At 46.1% G+C, this 20,309-nt stretch carries 20 protein-coding genes; 5 read left to right on the top strand and 15 right to left on the bottom strand.

Annotation, left to right across the window (positions count from 1 at the left end):
- Positions 1-27: 27 nt before the first annotated feature.
- Positions 28-198 carry a twin-arginine translocase TatA/TatE family subunit gene (gene tatA, locus N4J56_RS17835; protein WP_317107651.1) on the top strand — a complete coding sequence of 57 codons (171 nt, stop codon included), beginning with the start codon at positions 28-30 and terminating at the stop codon, positions 196-198.
- 43 nt (positions 199-241) lie between these two features.
- On the opposite strand, the gene cphA is transcribed toward tatA, so the two are convergent.
- Complete coding sequence (gene cphA, locus N4J56_RS17830) at positions 242-2,935, bottom strand: cyanophycin synthetase (protein WP_317107650.1); 2,694 nt, start codon at positions 2,933-2,935, stop codon at positions 242-244.
- Positions 2,936-3,063: 128 nt separating this feature from the next.
- Between cphA and N4J56_RS17825 the strand changes: the two genes are divergently transcribed.
- Positions 3,064-3,198 (top strand): hypothetical protein, encoded by a 135-nt coding sequence (locus N4J56_RS17825; RefSeq protein ID WP_317107649.1) that lies wholly within the window; start codon positions 3,064-3,066, stop codon positions 3,196-3,198.
- Positions 3,199-3,254: 56 nt separating this feature from the next.
- Here the strand turns inward: N4J56_RS17825 and N4J56_RS17820 are convergent, their stop codons facing one another.
- On the bottom strand, positions 3,255-4,118 hold the full coding sequence (locus N4J56_RS17820) for a cyanophycinase (protein WP_317107648.1): 864 nt from the start codon (positions 4,116-4,118) through the stop codon (positions 3,255-3,257).
- A 316-nt stretch (positions 4,119-4,434) separates the two neighbouring features.
- On the opposite strand from N4J56_RS17820, the gene trmD reads away from it, so the two are divergent.
- Positions 4,435-5,178 carry a tRNA (guanosine(37)-N1)-methyltransferase TrmD gene (gene trmD / locus N4J56_RS17815; RefSeq protein ID WP_317107647.1) on the top strand — a complete coding sequence of 248 codons (744 nt, stop codon included), beginning with the start codon at positions 4,435-4,437 and terminating at the stop codon, positions 5,176-5,178.
- Between the two features lie 17 nt (positions 5,179-5,195).
- Here the strand turns inward: trmD and N4J56_RS17810 are convergent, their stop codons facing one another.
- Positions 5,196-6,446, bottom strand: coding sequence for a CCA tRNA nucleotidyltransferase (locus N4J56_RS17810; RefSeq protein ID WP_317107646.1), 1,251 nt, complete (start codon positions 6,444-6,446; stop codon positions 5,196-5,198).
- Positions 6,447-6,528: 82 nt separating this feature from the next.
- Between N4J56_RS17810 and N4J56_RS17805 the strand changes: the two genes are divergently transcribed.
- Both N4J56_RS17805 and tsaB read left to right on the top strand, forming a co-directional pair.
- On the top strand, positions 6,529-6,777 hold the full coding sequence (locus tag N4J56_RS17805) for a Ycf34 family protein (protein ID WP_039716981.1): 249 nt from the start codon (positions 6,529-6,531) through the stop codon (positions 6,775-6,777).
- A gap of 77 nt (positions 6,778-6,854) precedes the next feature.
- Positions 6,855-7,469: a tRNA (adenosine(37)-N6)-threonylcarbamoyltransferase complex dimerization subunit type 1 TsaB gene (gene tsaB / locus N4J56_RS17800; RefSeq protein ID WP_317107645.1), complete on the top strand. Its 615-nt coding sequence runs from the start codon at positions 6,855-6,857 to the stop codon at positions 7,467-7,469.
- An 83-nt stretch (positions 7,470-7,552) separates the two neighbouring features.
- Here tsaB and N4J56_RS17795 read toward each other — a convergent pair whose 3' ends face one another.
- The 12 genes from N4J56_RS17795 to N4J56_RS17740 form a co-directional block, all read right to left on the bottom strand.
- Positions 7,553-9,613, bottom strand: a complete 2,061-nt coding sequence (locus N4J56_RS17795; protein ID WP_317107644.1) for a response regulator — start codon at positions 9,611-9,613, stop codon at positions 7,553-7,555.
- A complete protein-coding gene (locus tag N4J56_RS17790) occupies positions 9,579-10,031 on the bottom strand; it encodes a response regulator (RefSeq protein WP_317107643.1) in 453 nt (150 codons plus the stop codon). The genes N4J56_RS17795 and N4J56_RS17790 overlap by 35 nt, the downstream gene beginning before the upstream one ends.
- 149 nt (positions 10,032-10,180) lie before the next feature.
- Positions 10,181-11,320 (bottom strand): sensor histidine kinase, encoded by a 1,140-nt coding sequence (locus tag N4J56_RS17785; protein WP_317107642.1) that lies wholly within the window; start codon positions 11,318-11,320, stop codon positions 10,181-10,183.
- On the bottom strand, positions 11,208-11,765 hold the full coding sequence (locus N4J56_RS17780) for a hypothetical protein (RefSeq protein WP_317107641.1): 558 nt from the start codon (positions 11,763-11,765) through the stop codon (positions 11,208-11,210). Before N4J56_RS17780 ends, N4J56_RS17785 begins: the two co-directional genes overlap by 113 nt.
- A gap of 132 nt (positions 11,766-11,897) precedes the next feature.
- Positions 11,898-13,010, bottom strand: coding sequence for an ABC transporter permease (locus N4J56_RS17775; RefSeq protein ID WP_317107640.1), 1,113 nt, complete (start codon positions 13,008-13,010; stop codon positions 11,898-11,900).
- An 85-nt stretch (positions 13,011-13,095) separates the two neighbouring features.
- Complete coding sequence (cysW, locus tag N4J56_RS17770) at positions 13,096-13,947, bottom strand: sulfate ABC transporter permease subunit CysW (RefSeq protein WP_410500526.1); 852 nt, start codon at positions 13,945-13,947, stop codon at positions 13,096-13,098.
- A gap of 7 nt (positions 13,948-13,954) precedes the next feature.
- Positions 13,955-14,821 carry a sulfate ABC transporter permease subunit CysT gene (gene cysT, locus N4J56_RS17765; protein ID WP_317107638.1) on the bottom strand — a complete coding sequence of 289 codons (867 nt, stop codon included), beginning with the start codon at positions 14,819-14,821 and terminating at the stop codon, positions 13,955-13,957.
- Positions 14,822-15,052: 231 nt separating this feature from the next.
- On the bottom strand, positions 15,053-16,192 hold the full coding sequence (locus tag N4J56_RS17760; protein WP_317107637.1) for a sulfate ABC transporter substrate-binding protein: 1,140 nt from the start codon (positions 16,190-16,192) through the stop codon (positions 15,053-15,055).
- Positions 16,193-16,493: 301 nt separating this feature from the next.
- Positions 16,494-16,727, bottom strand: a complete 234-nt coding sequence (locus N4J56_RS17755; protein WP_015155351.1) for a DUF4327 family protein — start codon at positions 16,725-16,727, stop codon at positions 16,494-16,496.
- Between the two features lie 335 nt (positions 16,728-17,062).
- Positions 17,063-18,715 carry a glycoside hydrolase family 3 protein gene (locus N4J56_RS17750; protein WP_317107636.1) on the bottom strand — a complete coding sequence of 551 codons (1,653 nt, stop codon included), beginning with the start codon at positions 18,713-18,715 and terminating at the stop codon, positions 17,063-17,065.
- 90 nt (positions 18,716-18,805) lie between these two features.
- Positions 18,806-19,294, bottom strand: a complete 489-nt coding sequence (locus N4J56_RS17745; protein WP_317107635.1) for a pentapeptide repeat-containing protein — start codon at positions 19,292-19,294, stop codon at positions 18,806-18,808.
- A 175-nt stretch (positions 19,295-19,469) separates the two neighbouring features.
- On the bottom strand, positions 19,470-20,051 hold the full coding sequence (locus N4J56_RS17740) for a thioredoxin family protein (protein ID WP_317107634.1): 582 nt from the start codon (positions 20,049-20,051) through the stop codon (positions 19,470-19,472).
- Positions 20,052-20,309 lie beyond the last annotated feature (258 nt).

Below are 20,309 nucleotides of genomic sequence, written 5' to 3'. Positions count from 1 at the left end.
AAGAAAGAAGGTTGACAGGAGAATTATATGTTTGGTCTAGGATGGGCAGAAGTCGGAGTCATCTTCATCATTGCAATTCTCATTTTTGGTCCCAAGAAAATTCCCGAATTAGGCAGTTCCCTGGGGAAAACCCTACGCGGCTTCAAAGAAGAACTGAAAAACCCCCAGGAAGATCGCCCTGAATCGGAAGATCAATAGGGGAAGTCAAAAGTTAAAATTACCGCTTGCAAATGACGAATGACTAAATCTGATTCACCGACGACACGATCCCAGTTGGTGAATCTTGTGCCGCCACGCTGGGAGGCTGGAGGGAATTATCGCTCAAGGGATTACGGGCTTGAATTAAGCTAATGGCACGGCTGACGCTTTCTGGCAGGATCACCACCAAACTACCATTGGAGGCAGTGTCTAAACCCGTATCGATCGCTGTCGTCTCATCTAAGACGATCTCGTAACGACAATCGGACTTGACTTGCATGATTCCCTTGGAAATTAACTCAGCCGCATCTCCTCTAGGGCGACCTCTGTTATCGTCGTCTTCTTTAATAATGATGCGATCGAAAATTTCTGCCGATAGCCTACCCAGGATGATAAAATCTTCGTCACGGCGATCGCCCGGACCTCCGATAACACCGATTCTTTCTCCTGCCGTCCAGTTACGCACAAATCCCCCTAACGCCTCGTAGCTGTGGGGATTGTGAGCGTAGTCTACCAAAGCATGATATTCACCCAGGTTGAATAAATTCATCCGCCCAGGAGTCTGACTGCTGGAAGCACGGAACGTAGCTAATCCAGCACGGATCTGTTCGATCTGCACGCCGTAGGCATAAGCTGCCAAACTAGCAGCTAAAGCGTTGGCAATCATAAACGGTGCGCGTCCGCCCATAGTTAACGGTACGTTCGCCGCCTGCTCGATCCGCAGCGTCCAATCTCCCTGCAAAATTGATAGGTAGCCGTTTTCATACACCGCAGCCAATCCCCCCTGTTGGGTATGCTCCCGCACTAAAGGGTTGTCTGGAGACATGGAAAACCAAGCTAGCTTAGACTTGACGCGATCGCGCATTTCTGCTGTAAGCGGATCGTCGGCATTGAGGACGGCATAACCATTCGGTTGCACGGCTTCCGCCACCACGCTCTTGAGGTGTGCCATTTGTTCGAGCGTGTCAATATCGCCAATTCCCAAATGATCGGCAGCGACATTCAACACCACCCCGATATCGCTAGCATCAAAAGCCAGCCCCGATCGCAAAATACCTCCCCGTGCCGACTCCAGTACGGCAACTTCTACCGTGGGGTCTTGCAAAATCAACTGAGCGCTTTGGGGACCAGTATTATCACCTGGTTCTACCAAATAATCGCCAATATACGTTCCATCAGTTGTGGTGTAACCGACAACTTTGCCACTCTGTTTAATCAGGTGTGCCGTCAAGCGCGTAGTGGTTGTTTTACCATTCGTCCCTGTCAGGGCAATAATTGGAATTCGGCTGGGCGTACCTGGGGGAAACAACATATCTAATACTGCCCCAGCAACGTTACGAGGGATACCGCGACTGGGAGCAACGTGCATTCTAAAGCCTGGAGCCGCATTCACTTCGACAATTACACCTTCAGTTTCCCGCAACGGGCGGCTAATATCGGAGGTGACAATATCGATCCCCGTGATATCTAAGCCAACGATTTTCGCGACTCGCTGCGCTAACCAAGCATTTTCTGGGTGGATATCATCGGTACGATCTACAGCGATCCCACCCGTACTCAGGTTTGCCGTTGCTCGCAAGTAGCAAACTTCGCCCTCTGTTAATACCGTATCTAAGGTATACCCTTGGCGTTCGAGCAATTGGAAACTGGTGCGATCGAGTTGAATTTTGGTCAGAACGTTATCGTGTCCCTCACCTCGATTCGGGTCTTGGTTCGTTTCTTCAATTAACTGTTCGATCGTACTCTCACCATCACCGACAACGTGAGCGGGGACGCGCTCGGCAACGGCAACCGCCTTACCATCTACGACTAATACGCGATGATCGCGCCCGACGTAGTAGCGCTCGACAATTACAGCGCGAGAAACTTCTTTCGCAGCATCGTAGGCGGCTTCAGCTTCTTCCCAGGTTCTAATATCTATCGTGATCCCCCGCCCGTGGTTGCCATCCAAGGGTTTAATTACAATTGGATAACCGCCAACAGAAGCGATCGCATCTTCTAATTCATCTAAATAGCTAATTGTCGTTCCTTGAGGAACGGGTACGCCGGCATTGTCTAAAATCCGTTTCGTACTCTCCTTATCGCAGGCAAGTTCTACACCCAAAATTCCCGTGCGATCGCTCATGGTTGCTTGCACCCGCTTTTGATTCGCGCCGTAACCCAACTGAATCAAAAACCGCGCCCCTAAATTCATCCAGGGAATCCCCTTAGCTGCTGCCTCTTCTACAATCGCTTCCGTACTCGGTCCCAACGCTGCATCCCGATACAGTTCCTTGAGATCCTGCAAATCCTGCTCTAACTCAGCTTGGGGATATCTTCCTTGCTCCACAATACTCTGGCACATCCGCACGGCAGCCCTTCCCGCATAGCGTCCTGCCTGCTCGTCTTCATAGTCGAACACCACTTGATAAATCCCTGGTGTTGAAGTTTCCCGCGTCCGTCCAAAGCCGACCGACATGCCTGCCAGTTCTTGTAACTCTAAGGCGATATGTTCCACCACATGCCCCATCATCGTGCCTTCCCGCACCCGCATCAGGAAACCACCACGACACCCAGGAGAGCAAAAATGCGATTCTAAACTCGGTAGAGTCTCGACTAGTCCTTCATAGAAGCCTGGAATTCGATCTGTCGGTTGCTCGGCTAAATCTTCTAAATCGAGCCGCATCAAGATCAGCTTATGTCGGCGAATGCTCCAATAGTTGGGACCGCGTAAAGTCTGGATTTTCAGAATTCTCATGGGATTGGGAAATGGGGGGTGCAACCAATTAACTAGTGTCTCGCTCAAGACTTGGCGACAACTGTATCGAAAATCACATTTTCACTGGAAATTGAAAATGCAGCTCATATTCTTTCGACGGGAAGAATATGATTCCGAATTCCGACTTTTGTACGGGCGGTTTTAGCAGAGAAATTAACAGTCTCAGCCGTAAATCTTTGGTCAAAACCCGCCCCTACGAATACTTGACTTCCGAATTCCGACTTTTGTACGGGCGGTTTTAGCAGAGAGATTAACAGCCTTAGCCATAAATTTTTGGTCAAAACCCGCCCCTACAACTTTATTGCGGTAGTCTTTGCACGGGAGCCAAAACGATCCGCTTTTGTAAATGATAGCGATCGCCATAACTCAAGATATGTACTCGCAGGTTATGCAAACTCAAAGGCTCGGCAGCACCAATATCGGCATGGTTAGTGTAAGACATTTCCCCAGGATCGACAATCGTAACTGTACCTTTGCCCATCACCCTTAAAGTGCCATCTTTCTCGACCATAGCGCAAGTATCTTCATCGATCCCGATCCCCAGACGATCTGGATGACAGGCAACTGCACTGAGCAACCGTCCCATCCGGTTGCGATTGTGAAAGTGCTGATCCACGATCGCATCAGGGATGATTCCCAAACCGATCGCCATATCTATCAGCGCTCGATTTGGTGACTCGCCGCTGCCACCGCCAGCAATCATGTGATGCCCCATCACGGCAGCTCCCGCACTCGTACCAGCTAAAGTCAGCTGTCCCCGCTGCACCCGCATCCGAATAATATCCATCGCTGGGGTATCTGCCAACACCGCACACAGTCGTAGTTGATCCCCCCCGGTCAAAAAGACTCCCGTACAAGCAGCCAGACATGCCTGAACGTTTGGCTCCTCGCACTGTTGTCGTTCTCGGATATCCAAGACTTCGACTTTTTTTGCTCCCATTTCTTCAAAAATGCTAAGATAGCGTGCGCCAATAATTGTCGGTTCGCGAGAAGCAGAAGGAATAATCGCAATATGGGCATCTGTCGATCCGGCACGAGCAAAAAACGTGTGCAGGATTTCCCTTCCGTGAACCTTATCCTCTGCTCCACCGATCACCAAAATGGCTGTTTTTGTAGCTTGGGGAGTCCTCATTTCCAGCGATTGAGCCTCTAATTGCACCATTGTTTCTTTCCTTCTCGTCAACCTCATTCAAAGTCCGCTCCTGCGATCGCTTCAGTGCTGCAAAGCATTCAATCCGAGGTTGAGACCGTACCAATTGAATTTTTTTTACCCTGACCGCTCAGTAATTTGCCAGACGTGACAATATTTAAACATAATTTAAACAATAAGCAACATTTTTGTCACTGGTCATTTGTCATACGTCATTTGTCATTTGTATTTTCATGACTGCCTGCTGGGAGGTTCCCTTTCTTCACTGACAACTGATAACTGATAACTGATAACTGTTTAATATAGTCATTTTTCTGGTTGAGTTTTTGTGCGTTTTGATATAGTTACTCTCTTCCCCGACTTCTTTACCTCTCCTCTTAGCTCAGGATTGATGTGTAAAGCTTTGGCAAAAAAAATTGCTGAGGTAAATCTGGTCAATCCCCGCGACTTTACCACTGATAAGCATCGCAAGGTCGATGACGAACCCTACGGTGGTGGTGTAGGGATGTTGATGAAACCAGATCCGATTTTCGCTGCCGTTGAATCACTCCCAATTTTACCGCGTCGAGAAACGATATTAATGACTCCTCAAGGTCAACCTTTGAATCAATCGTTGCTCAAAGAATTAGCAGGTAACTGCGAGCAAATAGTCATTATCTGCGGGCATTATGAAGGGGTAGACGATCGCGTACTGCATTTAGTCACGCGAGAGATTTCTTTAGGTGATTTCGTGTTAACTGGAGGAGAAATTCCCGCTCTAGCATTGATGAATGGAGTTATCCGGCTACAACCAGGAACGGTAGGAAAAACAGAGTCCCTTAAAGCCGAAAGTTTTGAGGCAGGGTTGTTAGATTATCCTCAATATACCCGTCCAGCAGAATTTCGCGGCTGGAAAGTTCCAGAAGTTCTACTTTCGGGGAATCATCAAGCGATCGCCCAGTGGCGCTACGAACAGCAAATTCAACGCACCCGCGATCGCCGTCCCGATCTGTTAGAGGGAGCAGGGAGCAGAGGAGCAGAGGAGCAGAGGAGCAGGGAGCAGGGGGACATGGGGGATAATTCTAGCCACTAGCCACTAGTCACTAGTCACTAGTCACTGTCTAGTCTTTTTGCTGCAAATGCGATCGCCTCTTCTACAGTCGAAATTTTACCTTCGATTTGAGCCAGTTGAATCTGTAACAGCATTTCCCCAATCAGCGGACTAGGTGAGAGTTTGAGGGCTTTCATTAAGTCATTACCTGTCAGGATTGGAGTAGGATGAGCAACTGGATCTTTGGGGTTGAGATAGCGGTGAATGAGTAAAGAGAGTAAATCTATACTCGTTCCTTGTATGACAGCTAAAATTACAATCGCGGGAAAAACAACACCAGCAGCACGAAAGAAAAAGTATTGCTCTGCTAAAGTCATTTGTCCGGGCGATTTTGCTTGGAGTTGAGGTAATAGTTGTAAGGCTGTAGTCACAGCTTTGATTTCTGCTCGACTGTAAGCTAATTTATCTAACTCTATTTCTGCTGTGGCTGAATTTTTAGAAACGAGACAAGTCAGTTTGGCAATTCCCAACCAGGAAGTTTTGATTGTATTTCGTACTGGTTGACTGAGTTCTCGAACTAACTGGGGAAATGATGATAAGCTAGCAGCGGCAGAGTTAACCTTGAGTAATCGCTCTATATGCGATCGCGTCATACTAGGAAACCAAGGTGCAAGTAACCCATCTTCCCCAGCGGCTTGCAACCATATCGTACCGCGATCGCTGTTGAGGAGGTAGCCTAATTCTACCCGCACTCGTTCGGCTGCTACTTGTGCGATTAAAGGTGCAAGCTGACGAATTATCGCTCGCGTATTTGCTTCGAGAGCGAAATCTAACTGAGCAGCTTGACGATATCCTCTTAGCAACCGTAGCGGATCGTCTTGCAAATTTGCAGGCGATACCATCCGTAACAAGCGTTGCTGTAAGTCAGTATAGCCGTGTAAAGGATCGATGAGTTCTTGAGTGTGAGGATTGTAGGCGATCGCGTTAATCGTAAAATCTCGTCGTTGCAAGTCGGTTTCGAGAGCAGCACCTTCTTGTAAAGCAAAATCAACGGTAGCATTTTTAAACACAACTCTAGCAATCTGCCTTTGCGCGTCGAGTAAGACAAAACCAGCTTTGTAATGTTTGGCGATCGCCCTAGCTGTCTCAACCGCTTTTTCTGGTAAAACAAAATCTAAATCCAAATAATCTGAGGTTCTACCGAGTAGGCGATCGCGGACTGCACCACCTACTAGGTACGATGGTTGAGGCAACCATTCCCAGCCAAAGGGCAGATCGGTAAATAATTGAGATAATAAAGAGGGAGACATCGCAACAAAAATCAACCCAGCAACTGACTCACATCCAGTTTGTATAAGCTAAATTAACAGAAAAGCAAATGGAGAAGGTTCTATGTGCATCTGCGTCAATTGCCATTACGTGGATCGCTGCATGACCTATCATGCAGTAGAACACCAACACCAGCAACCCCACTTGACCGAAAACCCAAGTTTTGAACCAGTCGAACCAAGCATTAACGTCAATATCCGTCCCAAAGAAGACTACATTGAAATGGAATGGGACGTAGTAGGTTGCCTCAGCTTCAAAGCCGAAATGGGTAAATGGTCAAAACTGCGCCCCGGCGAACTCGTACCCACGTGAGAGGGATAAGGGAGCAGGGAGTAGGGAGTAGGGGGGACAAGGGAGAATATCTACAAATGACCAATGATAAATGACTAATGACAAATTATGCCCTTGCCCTACACACGACAACCCCAGAGTTAGGACTGGCAATTAGTAATTTTCAGGAAAATAGACGCGATCGCGTGGTGCATTTGGGGCGCGATCTGTCAAGTTTTTTGCACCAAAATTTAGCAGAGTTTCTGCAACCTCAAACTTGGTCAGATTTAGCATTTATTGCTGTAGCTAAGGGACCAGGAGGCTTTACAGGAACGCGCATCGGCGTGGTAACGGCGCGGACGCTAGCACAACAACTCGATATTCCCCTATTTGCCATCTCAACTTTAGCCGCAGTCGCCTGGGGATATCGAGGCGAAAAACCTATCGCCATACAAATGCCAGCCCAGCGAGGACAATTATTTACGGCAATTTATCAATTGACTTCAGATTCGCAAGCCTTAACTCCCCTATTAGCAGATACAGTTATGTCTCCCGAAGCATGGCAGCAAACTCTGGCTGATTTGTCAGCTCCTTGTCAACTAGTTTCTGCCGAGGGTAATTTAGGGGCTTCTGTCTCCCAGATTTTAGAATTAGCCGAACTCGAATGGCAGCAGGGCAAACGCCCTCACTGGTCAGCAGCATTACCTTTTTACGGACAGCATCCGGTAGACTGAAAAGTCAAAAGTCAAAAGCTAAAAGTCAAAAAGCACTGGGTTCAGAATTCTCTGTTATTCTTTACTCCCTACTCCCTGCTCCCTCATATCTTTCCAGATAAATAACTATCTTTAGTCAGTTTCAGAATTATCGACATTAATTGATAGGGATTGATGGGTTTAGAGAGATGTATTTGAAAACCAGCAGCGATCGCGCGCTCGCGGTCTGAATCTCTGGCAAACCCAGTCAAGGCGATCGCCGGGGTATGAGTACCTAGTTTTATCTCCAGCATTCTAATTTGGTGAATCAAAGCATAACCATCTTCTCCTGGCATCCCCAGATCGCAAACCATAATATCTGGTTTGAACTGGGTAAAGGCAGCGATCGCTTCTGGTACTGAGCCAGCAACAACAATCTCAGCACCATACTCCGTGAGAGCGACTGCCAATAATTCCAAAGTATCGGGTTCGTCATCAACTGCTAAAACTTTTCTCCCCACTAAGGGATATGGTTCTGATGTCTCCAACCAGAGATCGGCAGTAGAAGGCTGCCGATTTTGACTCAATTTTTGTTTTGGTAGTGGTAGCTGAAATGTGAAAGTTGCTCCCTGTCCAACTCCGTCGCTAGCAACACCAACTGTCCCACCGTGCATTTCGACGATGTGACGGACGATCGATAATCCCAGTCCCAACCCGCCACGCGCTCTGGTGCTAGAGCTATTTTCTTGCTGAAAACGATCGAATACATGCGGCAGAAACTCGGCACTAATGCCTTGACCGCGATCGATAATTTGAATTTGAGCGTAGCTGTCAATTTGAGCTTGGCTGTTAGAATCGTCAGCAACTAATGATAGGCAAATGTCTGCCTGTTGACCTTCGGCAGAAAACTTAATTGCGTTACTTAGCAAATTCCAAAAGACTTGTTGCAATCGGTTAGAGTCAGCCAAAAGCAAAATTTGTCTTTCTATTTCTGCGTCTTCCCAATCAGGATCGACTGTAAACTTAAGTTGAATTCTTTTTGCATCAGCCATCGGTTGTATTGCCTTAATTGTTGCAGCAATAATCGACGGTAGATAGACCGGAGCAAACTGAAGTTCGAGCGTGCCTTGAACAATGCGGGAGACATCTAATAAATCTTCAATTAAATGTTGTTGCCATTTCGCATTGCGTTCGATCGCTTCTAATATTTCCCATTTGGTAGTCGTCGTAAATTTTCGCGTGCGAAGTATTTGCGACCAACCAAGAATGGCATTGAGCGGTGCGCGTAGTTCGTGAGACACAACAGCTAAAAACTCATCTTTGATCCGATTTGCTGCTGTTAAACTTTCAGCTTGTTGTCTTAGGGTATCTTCCATCTGCTTCGTGGAAGTAATATCTGTATGGGAACCAACCATGCGGATTGCGGCTCCAGTTTCATCCCACGAGACTTTGCCGCGAGACAAAATCCATTTGTAAGTGCCATCTTTACAGCGAAGGCGATGTTCTGTGCGGTAAAATTCAGTTTGTCGGGCAAGATGCTCTTGTAGCGATCGCATCACCGATGCCACATCGTCTGGATGCACGCGGTTCGCCCATTCTTCAAAGCGATCGCCAATCTCATTGTCTGCATAACCCAACATTGCTTTCCACCGGGCTGAAAGAAAAGCTGTATGATTTTTAATATCCCAGTCCCAGAGTCCGTCATTAGCACCATCTAGTGCTAAGTGCCAGCGCGCTTCACTTTCTTCGAGTTCTAACTGAATGCGTTGGCGTTCTCGTCGGGAAGCAGCCTCTTCAATCTCTCGTTCAATCGCGGGGACTAGACGCGCCAAGTTCCCTTTCATAATGTAGTCGTGCGCTCCAGCTTTCATAGCTGCAACAGCAGTTTCTTCACCAATATTGCCAGAAACGATAATAAATGGAATATCTAGAGCTTTAGCTTGCAATAAGCGCAAAGCAGCAGTAGCATTAAATTTGGGTAACGAATAATCGGCTAGAATGATATCCCACTGTTGGCGATCTAGGGCGCTCGACATTGCCTCTGGAGTTTCTACCCTCAGCCACTCTACATCGCAGTTATGGCGTTCTAGATGACACACCAACAACTCAGCATCATCTTCTGAGTCTTCAACTAGTAAGATACGTAGAGGTTTACTCACGGTATGAGTTACATGGCGGGAATTCATTTAAGTGGAGCCAGTATAACCCAAGCTGTCGAGAAGCTACCAAAAAATCCGTAAAGTTTACAGGTTTGCGCACGTAGCTATTGCAACCTAATTCATAGCTGTTAATCATATCTTCCTGTTCGTTGGAAGTTGTCAGTACGACAACGGGAAGAGAACGAGTTTTTGCCTCAGCTCGTAAACGGCGTATAACTTCTAAACCACTTACCTTCGGTAGATTTAAGTCAAGCAGTACTAATGTTGGTTGCTGTTTGGGGTAGCGATCGCTATATTTACCCGTAAGAAATAAGTAATCTAGTACCTCAGCTCCATCGCGGACAACATCAATTTCATACTCTAAACCACTGCGCTCAAATGCCATCAGCGTTAGTTCTTCATCATCGCGATTATCTTCTACTAGTAAAATCAGTTTTTTAGACATTTTTTATCAGCTATCAGTGAAGAAAGGGAGCAGGGAGCGCACGAGCAGGGAGCGCACGAGCAGGGAGCGCACGAGCAGGGAGCGCACGAGCAGTTAACCGTCAACTACCAATTACCCATTACCAGTTACCCCAATTACCCCAATGACCATTACCGTAATGTAAAGAAAAATGTTGTGCCTCGATCTAAGGTACTTTCTGCCCAAATTTGCCCTCCGTGACGTAGAACGATCCGCTTGACTGTAGCCAATCCAATGCCATTACCAGGAAATTCATCTTCTGAATGGAGGCGTTGAAAGGCAACGAACAATTTAGCAGCATATGCCATATCGAAGCCAGCACCATTATCACTAATAAAATAAACATTAGAGGAATTAAAAGGAGATAAAGAGCGTTCTGTAAAGAATTTGAGCTGTTTTAATGGAAGATTGCCAAATTCAATTCGAGCAAATTTTTTGCGTGAGGTAAATTTCCAAGCGTTGTTGAGTAAATTCTCAAATAAAACTCGAATGAGTTGTGGATCTACTGGTGCGGTGATATCAGGAGCGATCGCAAATTCTACGGCTCGTTCTGGTTGTGCCTGTTGTAATTCTGAAGCGATATTTCGCACCACTGCGCTCAAATCGAGATTTTGTAACCGCATTTCGCTGCGCGTCACCCGCGATAAGTGAAGCAATTCTTCAATCAGTTCTCCCATTCTTTGACTGGCAGCACGAATACGTTGCAGATAGTGTTTCCCTTTCTCGTCCAAGTTGGTACAGCGTTCTAGTAAAGCTAGACTGAAACCGTCGATACTGCGTAGTGGAGCGCGAAGATCGTGGGAGACAGAATAGGAAAATGCTTCTAGTTCTTTATTCGCAGCTTCTAATTGTGACGTGCGCTCGGTTACCCGCTGTTCTAGATTATGATTGAGTTCTTGTAGAAGTGACTGTTCTTGTTTGCGCTCTGTAATATCTTGCAAATAAACTGATAACCCGTTCGCCGCCGGATAAACTCGAACCCCTAACCATTTGTCAAGTGGCGCAAAAAATTCTTCAAATCGGACGGTGACTTGCTCGGTTGCGGCTCGGCGATATTCGCGCTCGAAAATAGTTCCTACAATTGCGGGAAATTCAGACCAAATGTGACGATTGAGTAATTCATCTGGCGATCGCTGCAACAAGTTTTCGGCTTGGGAATTAATGTAGGTAAATCGCCAGTCGCCGTCCAAGGCAAAAAATGCATCGGAAATGCTTTCTAGTAGTTCGGTGACTGCTTGACTGAGCCTTTTGTTCGCGTCCCAACAATTCATCCAGTTGTTGATTGGCGTGTAATAATTCGGTGGTGCGTTCTGCAACCGCATTTTCTAAGTTACCTTTTGCATGTGCTAGCTCGGCGATCGCTTTCGCCAATTGGCTTTGAGTCTGAGCTAGCAGCAACGGTCCATCAATCAGTAGCGAATACTGGCGGCGCAGTGCAAAGTAAATGACAGCAATACTAGCAGTCAGCAAGTCCACAACAACTTGCGCCTGCATTGTCAGTTGGGCAAATCGTGGATCGACAATTCCACCTACAACATGGACGGAGTGACCCACAGCACAGGTGAAAAAGATAATAACAGTTGCTAGAACGAGTGGGTTCTTGAGTAAATGCTCTTGTCCGCGTCGGAGTCCCTGAAAGATCAGGAAGGATATTGCGAAGTAGCAAACCGCAATGACACTATTTGCACCTAACAACAGACTACCAATCGTAAGCATGGAATGCTGAAAAAATATTAAGGAATAATCCAGCTTAATCCACGTTGACAGTTATCAGTGAAGAGAGGGTGTGGGATGTGAGGTGTAGGGCAATTTTGAATTTTGAATTTTGAATTTTGAATTTTGAACCTTCTACCGTCTGACACTGCGGGGGTCGAGGGCATCGCGCAAGCCATCTCCTAATAAATTAAATGCCAGCACTGTAACAATAATTAATATCGCGGGAGGCCAAACCAACCAAGGTTGTAGCACTAAAATTGAGGCATTTGTTGCTAAAGAGAGCAAATTGCCCCAAGATGGATCGGGTTGCTGAATGCCCAATCCGATTAGACTTAACACCGATTCCGCCGCAATAAATCCAGGTACGGATAGAGTTGCTGAGATGATGATATACGTCGCTGTTTGAGGCAGAACGTGACGGATGATGATGTAGAAAGGAGCGCCACCCATAGCTTTAGCCGCTTGAACGAATTCTCGCTCTTTAATCGATAGAACTTGTCCGCGAATTACTCGCGCCAGTCCAGACCAACTGATAAAAGAAGTAATTAAAACAATCAGCATAAATCGCTGGGCGCTACTTAGTCCTGGTGGTAAAACTGCTGCCAAAGCAACCAATAGATAAAGACCGGGAATCGTCATTAATACTTCTACAAGACGCATGATGATGCTATCGATCCAGCCACCAAAATAGCCAGAAATACCGCCGACAATCATGCCGAGGGGAAAAGAGATAGCGACTCCGATTAAACCGACGCTGAGGCTAACGCGCCCCCCATGTAGCAAACGGCTGAATTGATCCCGTCCCTGTTCGTCGGTTCCCAACAAGTTAAAATTAGCCCCAGTTGTACCGAATAAATGCAGGTTAACGGGAATGCCACTAAAAACTTCTACTTCTTCAAAATTATTGCCCAGTGGTAAGCTGAGACGAAACAGTTGGTAGCGATCGCCTGCAACAAATAAGCGGAACCAAGCAGGCTTAGTACGGTCTACAATCAGTTGGCGATCGCCTGTATTTAAATCTGTCTTACCTTGAGTCGTAGGGTAAACGTGGGGTCCAACAAATTGCCCCTGTGTATTCTGCCAATAAATTTGCGTGGGTGGCAGCAGGGAACCATTAGCTTGAGACTCATAAGGATCGTAGGGTGCGACAAAATCAGCAGCGATAACCGCAATATAAAAAATGAGTAGTACAATCGCCCCCAAGCGGGCGAGGGGATTCTTTTTAAGTCTTTGCCACCAGTTCATGATTGGGGAGGAGAGTAGGGGCGAACAGCCGTGCGCCCTTGTAGCCAGTTAAGTCTGTATTTTAAGCTAAATACAAAATTTCGCCCTATTCCACATCTTTAATTCGAGTTTTCCGTTCCAAAATTTCCTTCAATACCAACGTCACTACAGCCAACAGTGCTAACAGTACAGCAGCAGAGTAGGCGGCTTCGGTTTCATACTGTTTGTAAGCATCTTCAACAAATAGCGGTAAACTTTGGGTTTTTCCCGAAATATTTCCAGAAACCACGGAGACAGCACCAAATTCACCCATAGCTCTCGCATTAGTTAAAATTAAGCCGTAGAGTAAACCCCAACGGATATTGGGTAAGGTGACGCGCCAAAAGATCTGCCAGTCGTTTGCGCCTAGAGTCTTGGCAGCCTCTTCCTGATCTGACCCTAATTCCTCCAATACGGGAATCACCTCGCGGGCAACAAACGGCATACTTACGAACGCTGTTGCCAAAACCATACCTGGAAAGGCAAAGATAATATTTAGCCCGTGTTCTTGCAACCATCCACCAAACCATCCTTGCCGTCCGTAGAGGAGGACAATCATTAATCCTGCAACTACAGGCGAGATGGAAAAGGGCAGATCGATCAAACTTAAAACAAAGGCACGACCTGGAAATCGGTGACGAGTCAGCGCCCAAGCCGCACATAGCCCAAAAACTGTATTCAGCGGTAAGGCGATCGCGGCTAACATTACGGTTAATTGGACGGCATGGAGAAACTCCGGTCGAGTCAGGTTAGCAAAAAATGGACCAACTCCTTTGCTAAAAGCTTGGATGAAGACGTTTAATGCGGGGATGTAAAGTACTAGACTGACATAGGCGATCGCTACGACAATCAAAATGGCTGGAATCCAACTCTTTTGTTCGCTAGGCGCAGCTTTGCTGTTATTCATCTGAGAATTCATATCCTTCCTAGTCGTCATACCGTCTTCCCCAAGCCTGCAAAAGATTAATCAACAGCAGCAACAATAATGAAATCAGCAGCAACACCGTACCGATGACAGTTGCACCAGAGTAATCATATTGCTCTAAGCGTTGAAAAATCAGTACGGGTGCAATTAAATCTTTAAAAGGCGTGTTAGAGGAAATAATTACGGTCGAGCCATACTCTCCCACAGCACGGGAGAAACCCAACGCCACACCAGTCAGGATTGCTGGAAATAGAGGTGGTAAAATCACCCGCACAAAAGTCTGCCACCGATCTGCCCCTAAAGACCAAGCAGCTTCTTCAATTTCTCTTTCCATTTCTTGCATTACAGGTTGCACTGTCCGTACCACAAAAGGCAGCGAAATAAAAATCATGGCTACCCATACTCCCAGACGGGTAAAGGATACCTTAATCCCTAATGGGGCAAGTAAAGAGCCAATCCAGCCATTATTGCTATAGACTGTTGCCAGCGTTAGCCCCGCAACCGAAGTTGGTAAGGCAAAGGGCAAATCGATCGAAGCGTCAATTAATCGTTTAAAAGGAAATGTGTAGCGTACTAAAACCCAGGCAATCAGAGTGCCAAAAAGTCCATTCATCAAAGCCGCCAAGATTGATGTCACAAATGTGACGTTGTATGTTGCCAGCGCCACGGGACTAGTAGCAATGCGCCAAAAGTTAACAGGACCTTCTGTACTCGCTTTGAGGAACATTGCCGCAATGGGAAGGAATAACATTACTGTGAGATATCCCAGCGTAATGCGCCACGTCCAAGGCATATGAAACAACCATTGCCGCAACTTTTGAGCTACTGAATTGCGAAAACCAAATCGAGGTGCAGGAGATACAGCCATCTGAAAAGTTAAAAGTCAAAAGTTAAAAGTCAAGAATCAAGAATCAGAAGTCGTAGGGGCGGGTTTATTTGCGTTAGCTGTAGCTAGACGAGTCTGCTCTCTGTCAAACCCGCCCGTATAGGAGTCAGAAGTCGTAGGGGCGGGTTTATTTGCGTTAGCTGTAGCTAGACGAGTCTGCTCTCTGTCAAACCTGCCCGTACAGGAGTCAGAGCACCACGCACCACGCAACAATTAACGATTAATTTTGGCTTGAATTTGGTCGAAAACTGCTCCGTCTTCAAAGAACTTAGCTTGGACTGCGTTCCATCCCCCAAAGTCCTTCACCGATCCGAGATTTTGCACTTTGGGATATTTGTCGGTATTTTCCTTGGTTTGAGCTACTGTCTCGTCCACGGGTCGGAACCCAACTTTGGCAAACTCTTGCTGAGCTTCGGGTGTAAATAGGTATTTTACGAAAGCTTCGGCGACTTCGCGAGTTCCGTGCTTGTCTACATTTTTATCCACTACAGCGATGGGATTGTCGATGGAGATATTGACATCGGGAATGATATAAGCAACGTTCTCGCCGCCTCTTTGCTGTGCTAGAAGAATTTCGTTTTCGTAGTTAATTAGAGCATCTCCCTGCCCTTGCTTGAAAAAGACATCGGTTGCTTCTCGCGCATCTTTAGTTAAAATCGGCACGTTGCCATAAACTTTGCTCACAAAGTCGAGTGCCTGTTCTTCGCTAGAACCAGTTTTGATGGCAGAATTCCATAGCGTTAGGAAATTCCAACGGGCAATACCGGAAGTCTTCGGATCGGCTGTAATCAGGCTAACTCCATCTTTCGCCAAATCTGCCCAAGTCTTAATACCTTTGGGGTTATCTGGACGAGTCACTAATGCGGCAACAGATTTAGAGACAATGCTATTACCGGGAACTTCTTTTTCCCATCCTGGCTCAATGAGTCCTGCTTTCTCGATCCTGCTCGTGTCGAGGGCAAGGGCTAAGTGGACAATATCTGCTTCCAAACCATCAATCACGGCACGAGTTTGGGAACCAGAGCCACCGTAGCTAGTGCTGAAGGTAACGTTTTGGTTATGTTCTTGTTTCCACTGCTCGACAAATTTAGGAATAATCGCATCGTGAGCAGCTTTGGTGACAGCAAAGGAAACAAGGGTGAGTTCCACATCCTGCTTGTTTGCAGCTACAGGATTGGCAGTAGGGTTTTGAGCAGAATTACTACCATTACCACCACAAGCAGCGATCGCCACGCTCAAACTCACCCCAACTAAAAATAGCGATGCCAAGCTTTTGACCGAATTCCACCTGAGTCTACCAAGCTGCTCAACCGCCAGATGCCATTGCTTCCAGGTCTGCTGCCACCACCTCATGTCATTGTCTCCTAATAATCTACGAATCTTTGGTAGAACTACCGTATTTAATCTGTCTGGTCATAGATATTACAGAGTCAAATCGAAAAAAGCAAGAAAAATCCTCGTTCTCCGAGCGAGAATGTGGGGTTTATAGACAATGGATGAAGATTTGAGCGCGATTGCTAATGGCTAACAGCTAATTATCCATGACTATTAGCCACTCTTTTCAAGAGTTGTTCAGTTTACGATTCATTTGCTAAAAACGCTAAGGGCTAGTGCAACAACGCACTAGCCCTTAGTTTCTAATTCCATAGTCCTTTTAATCGTTATCCCATTGTTCTCTACCAATCAGATCGCCGATGCGATCGCGTAGCAAGAAATCACATTGCTCTAATTCGCACTCTATGCAAACCCATTCCCGTGCTGGAATGTACTGACACAGAGTATAGATTGGCTGCTGGCGGCTAACCAATCCTTTTTGTACCAACTGACGGGCTTCATCTTGGATTACGTCCAAAGAATATCGGATTGGTGGCACCGTATTTACACTCATAGTTTTAACCTAAGTTTCGATCGGGGTATCGGATGTGTTGTTCTCTCAAGGTGGCAGATGGGTAAAAATTAATTGAAGTTGAAAATTTTGTAGTTGACTATACTGAAATTATCCCTATTTTGACGTTATATCATTCAACTATATATTAACAAATATTGAGACAGTCAACAAATCTTGACAAAATGTTCGCCACCTGTCTATGCTTGAACTTTTTCAAGAACAGGTGCATAGCCCTTTCGATCCTATATTTTTTGGTTTAGGAATGGGTTAAGGTTTTGTCATATCTAACTCAGGTAAGATAGAAGAGTAAAAAAAATCTATCTTAAGATAGAGAACTAAATCGACTTAGCAAATAACGCAGACAAGGAAACTGCCTGAGCTGTTGGCATTTGCCCGTAAGAGAAAACACAAGGAATAGACGGTAGCATAGGCGGCAACTGCTGGAGAACATATGGACTACCGTAAACTACCAGTGCTTGGAGATTACCTGAAGCTAATAATTTCTTAACCCATACCTGTCCTACTTGGGCGATTCCAGCACTTCCGCGAAAAGGATTACCGCGAATGAATAGCTGGAGTAGAGTTGGGCAATCGTCATCAGTCTCAAAAACGACAGGGGTATGGCGATCGCAAAGCTGTGTTGTATAGCCGTGTAGAGTAGGGAGAGCGATCGCAGGTGCTTTACGATGTAAGAAATCGCATCCAAGCAACTCATCGACCACAATCAAATTCCTCAATTTTTTTGACTCTGAAGCAGATTGGGCTGACATCAAAGGCACGTTTCCCCGTACGACCTGGGAAGCACTTAAAATCTCATTCACGACCGCAAAAGCTTCCGGTTTAGCCAACTCAAAAATTGTCTCCCTTGTCTCCCTTGTCTCCCTTGTCTCCCCCCTCTCCCTTGTCTTTCTTCCCTGCTCCCTGCTCCCTGCTCCCTGCTCCCTATTTTCACCAACAACCTGTAACTTAGCCTTCCAGATCCGCTCTACAGAAGCACGAATTCGCTCTTTGGAGATGCGTCCGGCTTCAACAGCAGTACAGACAGCTTGAATTGCGCCTTCAGGATCGACTGGCATCAGTAAAATATCTGCTCCGGCTTCCACTGCGAGTACAGGCGCTTCGTTGGCTCCATAGCGATTGGCGATCGCTCCCATCACTAAAGCATCGGTAACAATTAAACCCTCAAAACTCATGTTCTGGCGTAGCTGTTGCGTCAAAATGTGCGATGAGAGGGTAGCTGGATGTTCGGTATCCCAACTGGGTATAAGTAAATGAGCGCTCATCACCGCATCTACCCCAGCCGCGATCGCCGCTTGGAAAGGTGGTAGTTCGATTTCTGCCAATCTTGCCGGAGAATGAGGAATGACAGGTACATCTAAATGAGAATCAGCAGCCGTGTCCCCATGCCCAGGAAAATGCTTAGCTGCTGTGAGTACGGGATAAGATTTTGCTCCTTGAATATAGGCACTAGCTAGCTGGCTGACGATCGCTGGATTGTCGCCAAAGGAACGGACGTTAATCACAGGATTATCAGGGTTGTTGTTGACATCTACTACAGGAGCAAGCACCCAGTTAATCCCAACCGCTAAGGCTTCTTGAGCAGTAATCGCTCCCATTCGAGCTGCATATGTTTGGGCGAGACTGAGGTTGTGGGATGCGATCGCTCCTATTGCCATTGGCGGAGGAAACCAAGTCGCACCAGCAAAACGCTGTCCCACCCCTTCCTCAATATCTGCGGCAATCAATAACGGAATTGTCGCCCAGGATTGCAATTGTTGCGTTTTTAAAGCGATTTCTGCTGCACTTCCACCCAATAGAATCACACCACCTACACCTAGTTCTACCAACCGCTTGAGCTTATCTGTAGTTGGTTCCCAGCTAGGATAGAGAATCTGGTGGTCGAATAAGTATCCAGAAGCTCTGATCGCGAGCATCTGAGCCACTAGTTCTGTCAAGGAAAGAGTATCGAGATTAGGTAGCGATCGCATTAAAAGGAGTAAAGAGTTAGGTTAATAGTTGAATGTTAACTGTCAACTGTCAACCAATAAAATAATTCATCCCTCATCTTTCATCCTTCACTAACGCAGCCAACTTGGGTCTAATGGGCTAACAATACCGTTAGGCATAATTGTCAACTGAAATCTTGCTCCCCGTGAATTAACCAAATCCATATTTGCGCCTTTGAAGTTAGCTGCTTCTAGGTTAGCAGCCATTAAACCAGCACCAGTTAAATTGGCATTGATTAGAGTAGCAGACTTGAGATTTGCGCCCACTAAAGTCGCATTGACTAGATTGGCGCTCGATATGTTAGCTGTCGCTAAATTCGCGCTGCTTAAATCTGCACCTGCCAAAATAGAACGAGATAAGTTAGCACCTTGAAGGTTGGCATTACGCAAGTTGGCTCTGCTTAAGTTTAAGTTGTTGAGGGGTGCATTACTTAAGTCACATCGAGGACAAGCATTTGTACGTTTTAATTGTGCTAAGTCTTGGGGATCGTAAGCACGAGCTGAAGCCATGAAACCCAGAGGAGCCAGCAATGCAACGGTAGCAAGGATCGAAATTTTCATTGTGTTAGATAACTGAATAATCATGTGTTGATGATTTGTGGCTGCTGGAGCCAGGCATAATAATTCGCGCTCCCGACTCAAAATCAGAGCGCCTCAAATAGTTCGGTTTAACAGAGTTGCTCAGAAGCAAGACTCTAATTATAAGATTCCCAAATCTGCTCCTTTGTTTCCCTTTTTAGCCGTAGTAACTAGGTTCATTACCAGGTTTCCACTTAATATTGCATCCAACACTAGGCTTTTGCTCGGTTGGCACGGGACGCGAGGCAAGAACTGCCTCAATAGCAGCTCGCAAATCTGCACCCGTTATAGGCTTATCATTACTAGGACGGCTATCATCTAACTGTCCGCGATAAACTAATTTTTGTTCCGCATCGAACAAAAAGAAATCTGGAGTGCAAGCAGCGGTATAAGCCTTAGCTGTTTCCTGGCTCGCGTCATAGCATACGGGGAATGGCAAATCTAATTCCACTGCCATTGCTTTGAGCTTTTCTGGAGCATCATCGGGGTAGTTGTGAATATCATTGGCACTAATAGCAACCATCCCTACATTTTGGGGATTGTAATCTTTACCGAGTTGTGCTAGCTCCGTTTTAACATGTTTTACAAAAGGGCAATGCTGACAAATAAACATCACTAGCAAAGCCTGTTTGCCAGCAAATGTAGATAAAGAGATCGTGTCGCCAGAAACAACATCTGGAAGTTGAAAATCTGGGGCAAGAGTCCCCAGGGGCAACATAGTAGAAGTTGTTAAAGCCATAACTAAGAACTCATAAGTTAAAATTCTCTATTACTCATTTTCTGGATGATAACCAATCGCTGTTAGAGAACAGTGGTTGTAAAGTACAGTAATTTTCAAAGAGAGCGCTCAAATTAGCTCGCATTCAAGCCTAGATTTAAAATCTTACAGTAAAAGATATTACAAGATTTTAGTGTTGTGCAATTTCTGCACCAGCACCTAATTCTACATAAATAAAGAAGTACATTCGATTCAGAATGCGATCGCCCACGAGTCGAT

The organism is Chroococcidiopsis sp. SAG 2025, from assembly GCF_032860985.1.
GTDB lineage: Bacteria > Cyanobacteriota > Cyanobacteriia > Cyanobacteriales > Chroococcidiopsidaceae > Chroococcidiopsis.
The sequence above is the reverse complement of the archived record's forward strand: the minus strand, read 5'-3'. Positions and strand labels throughout refer to the sequence as shown.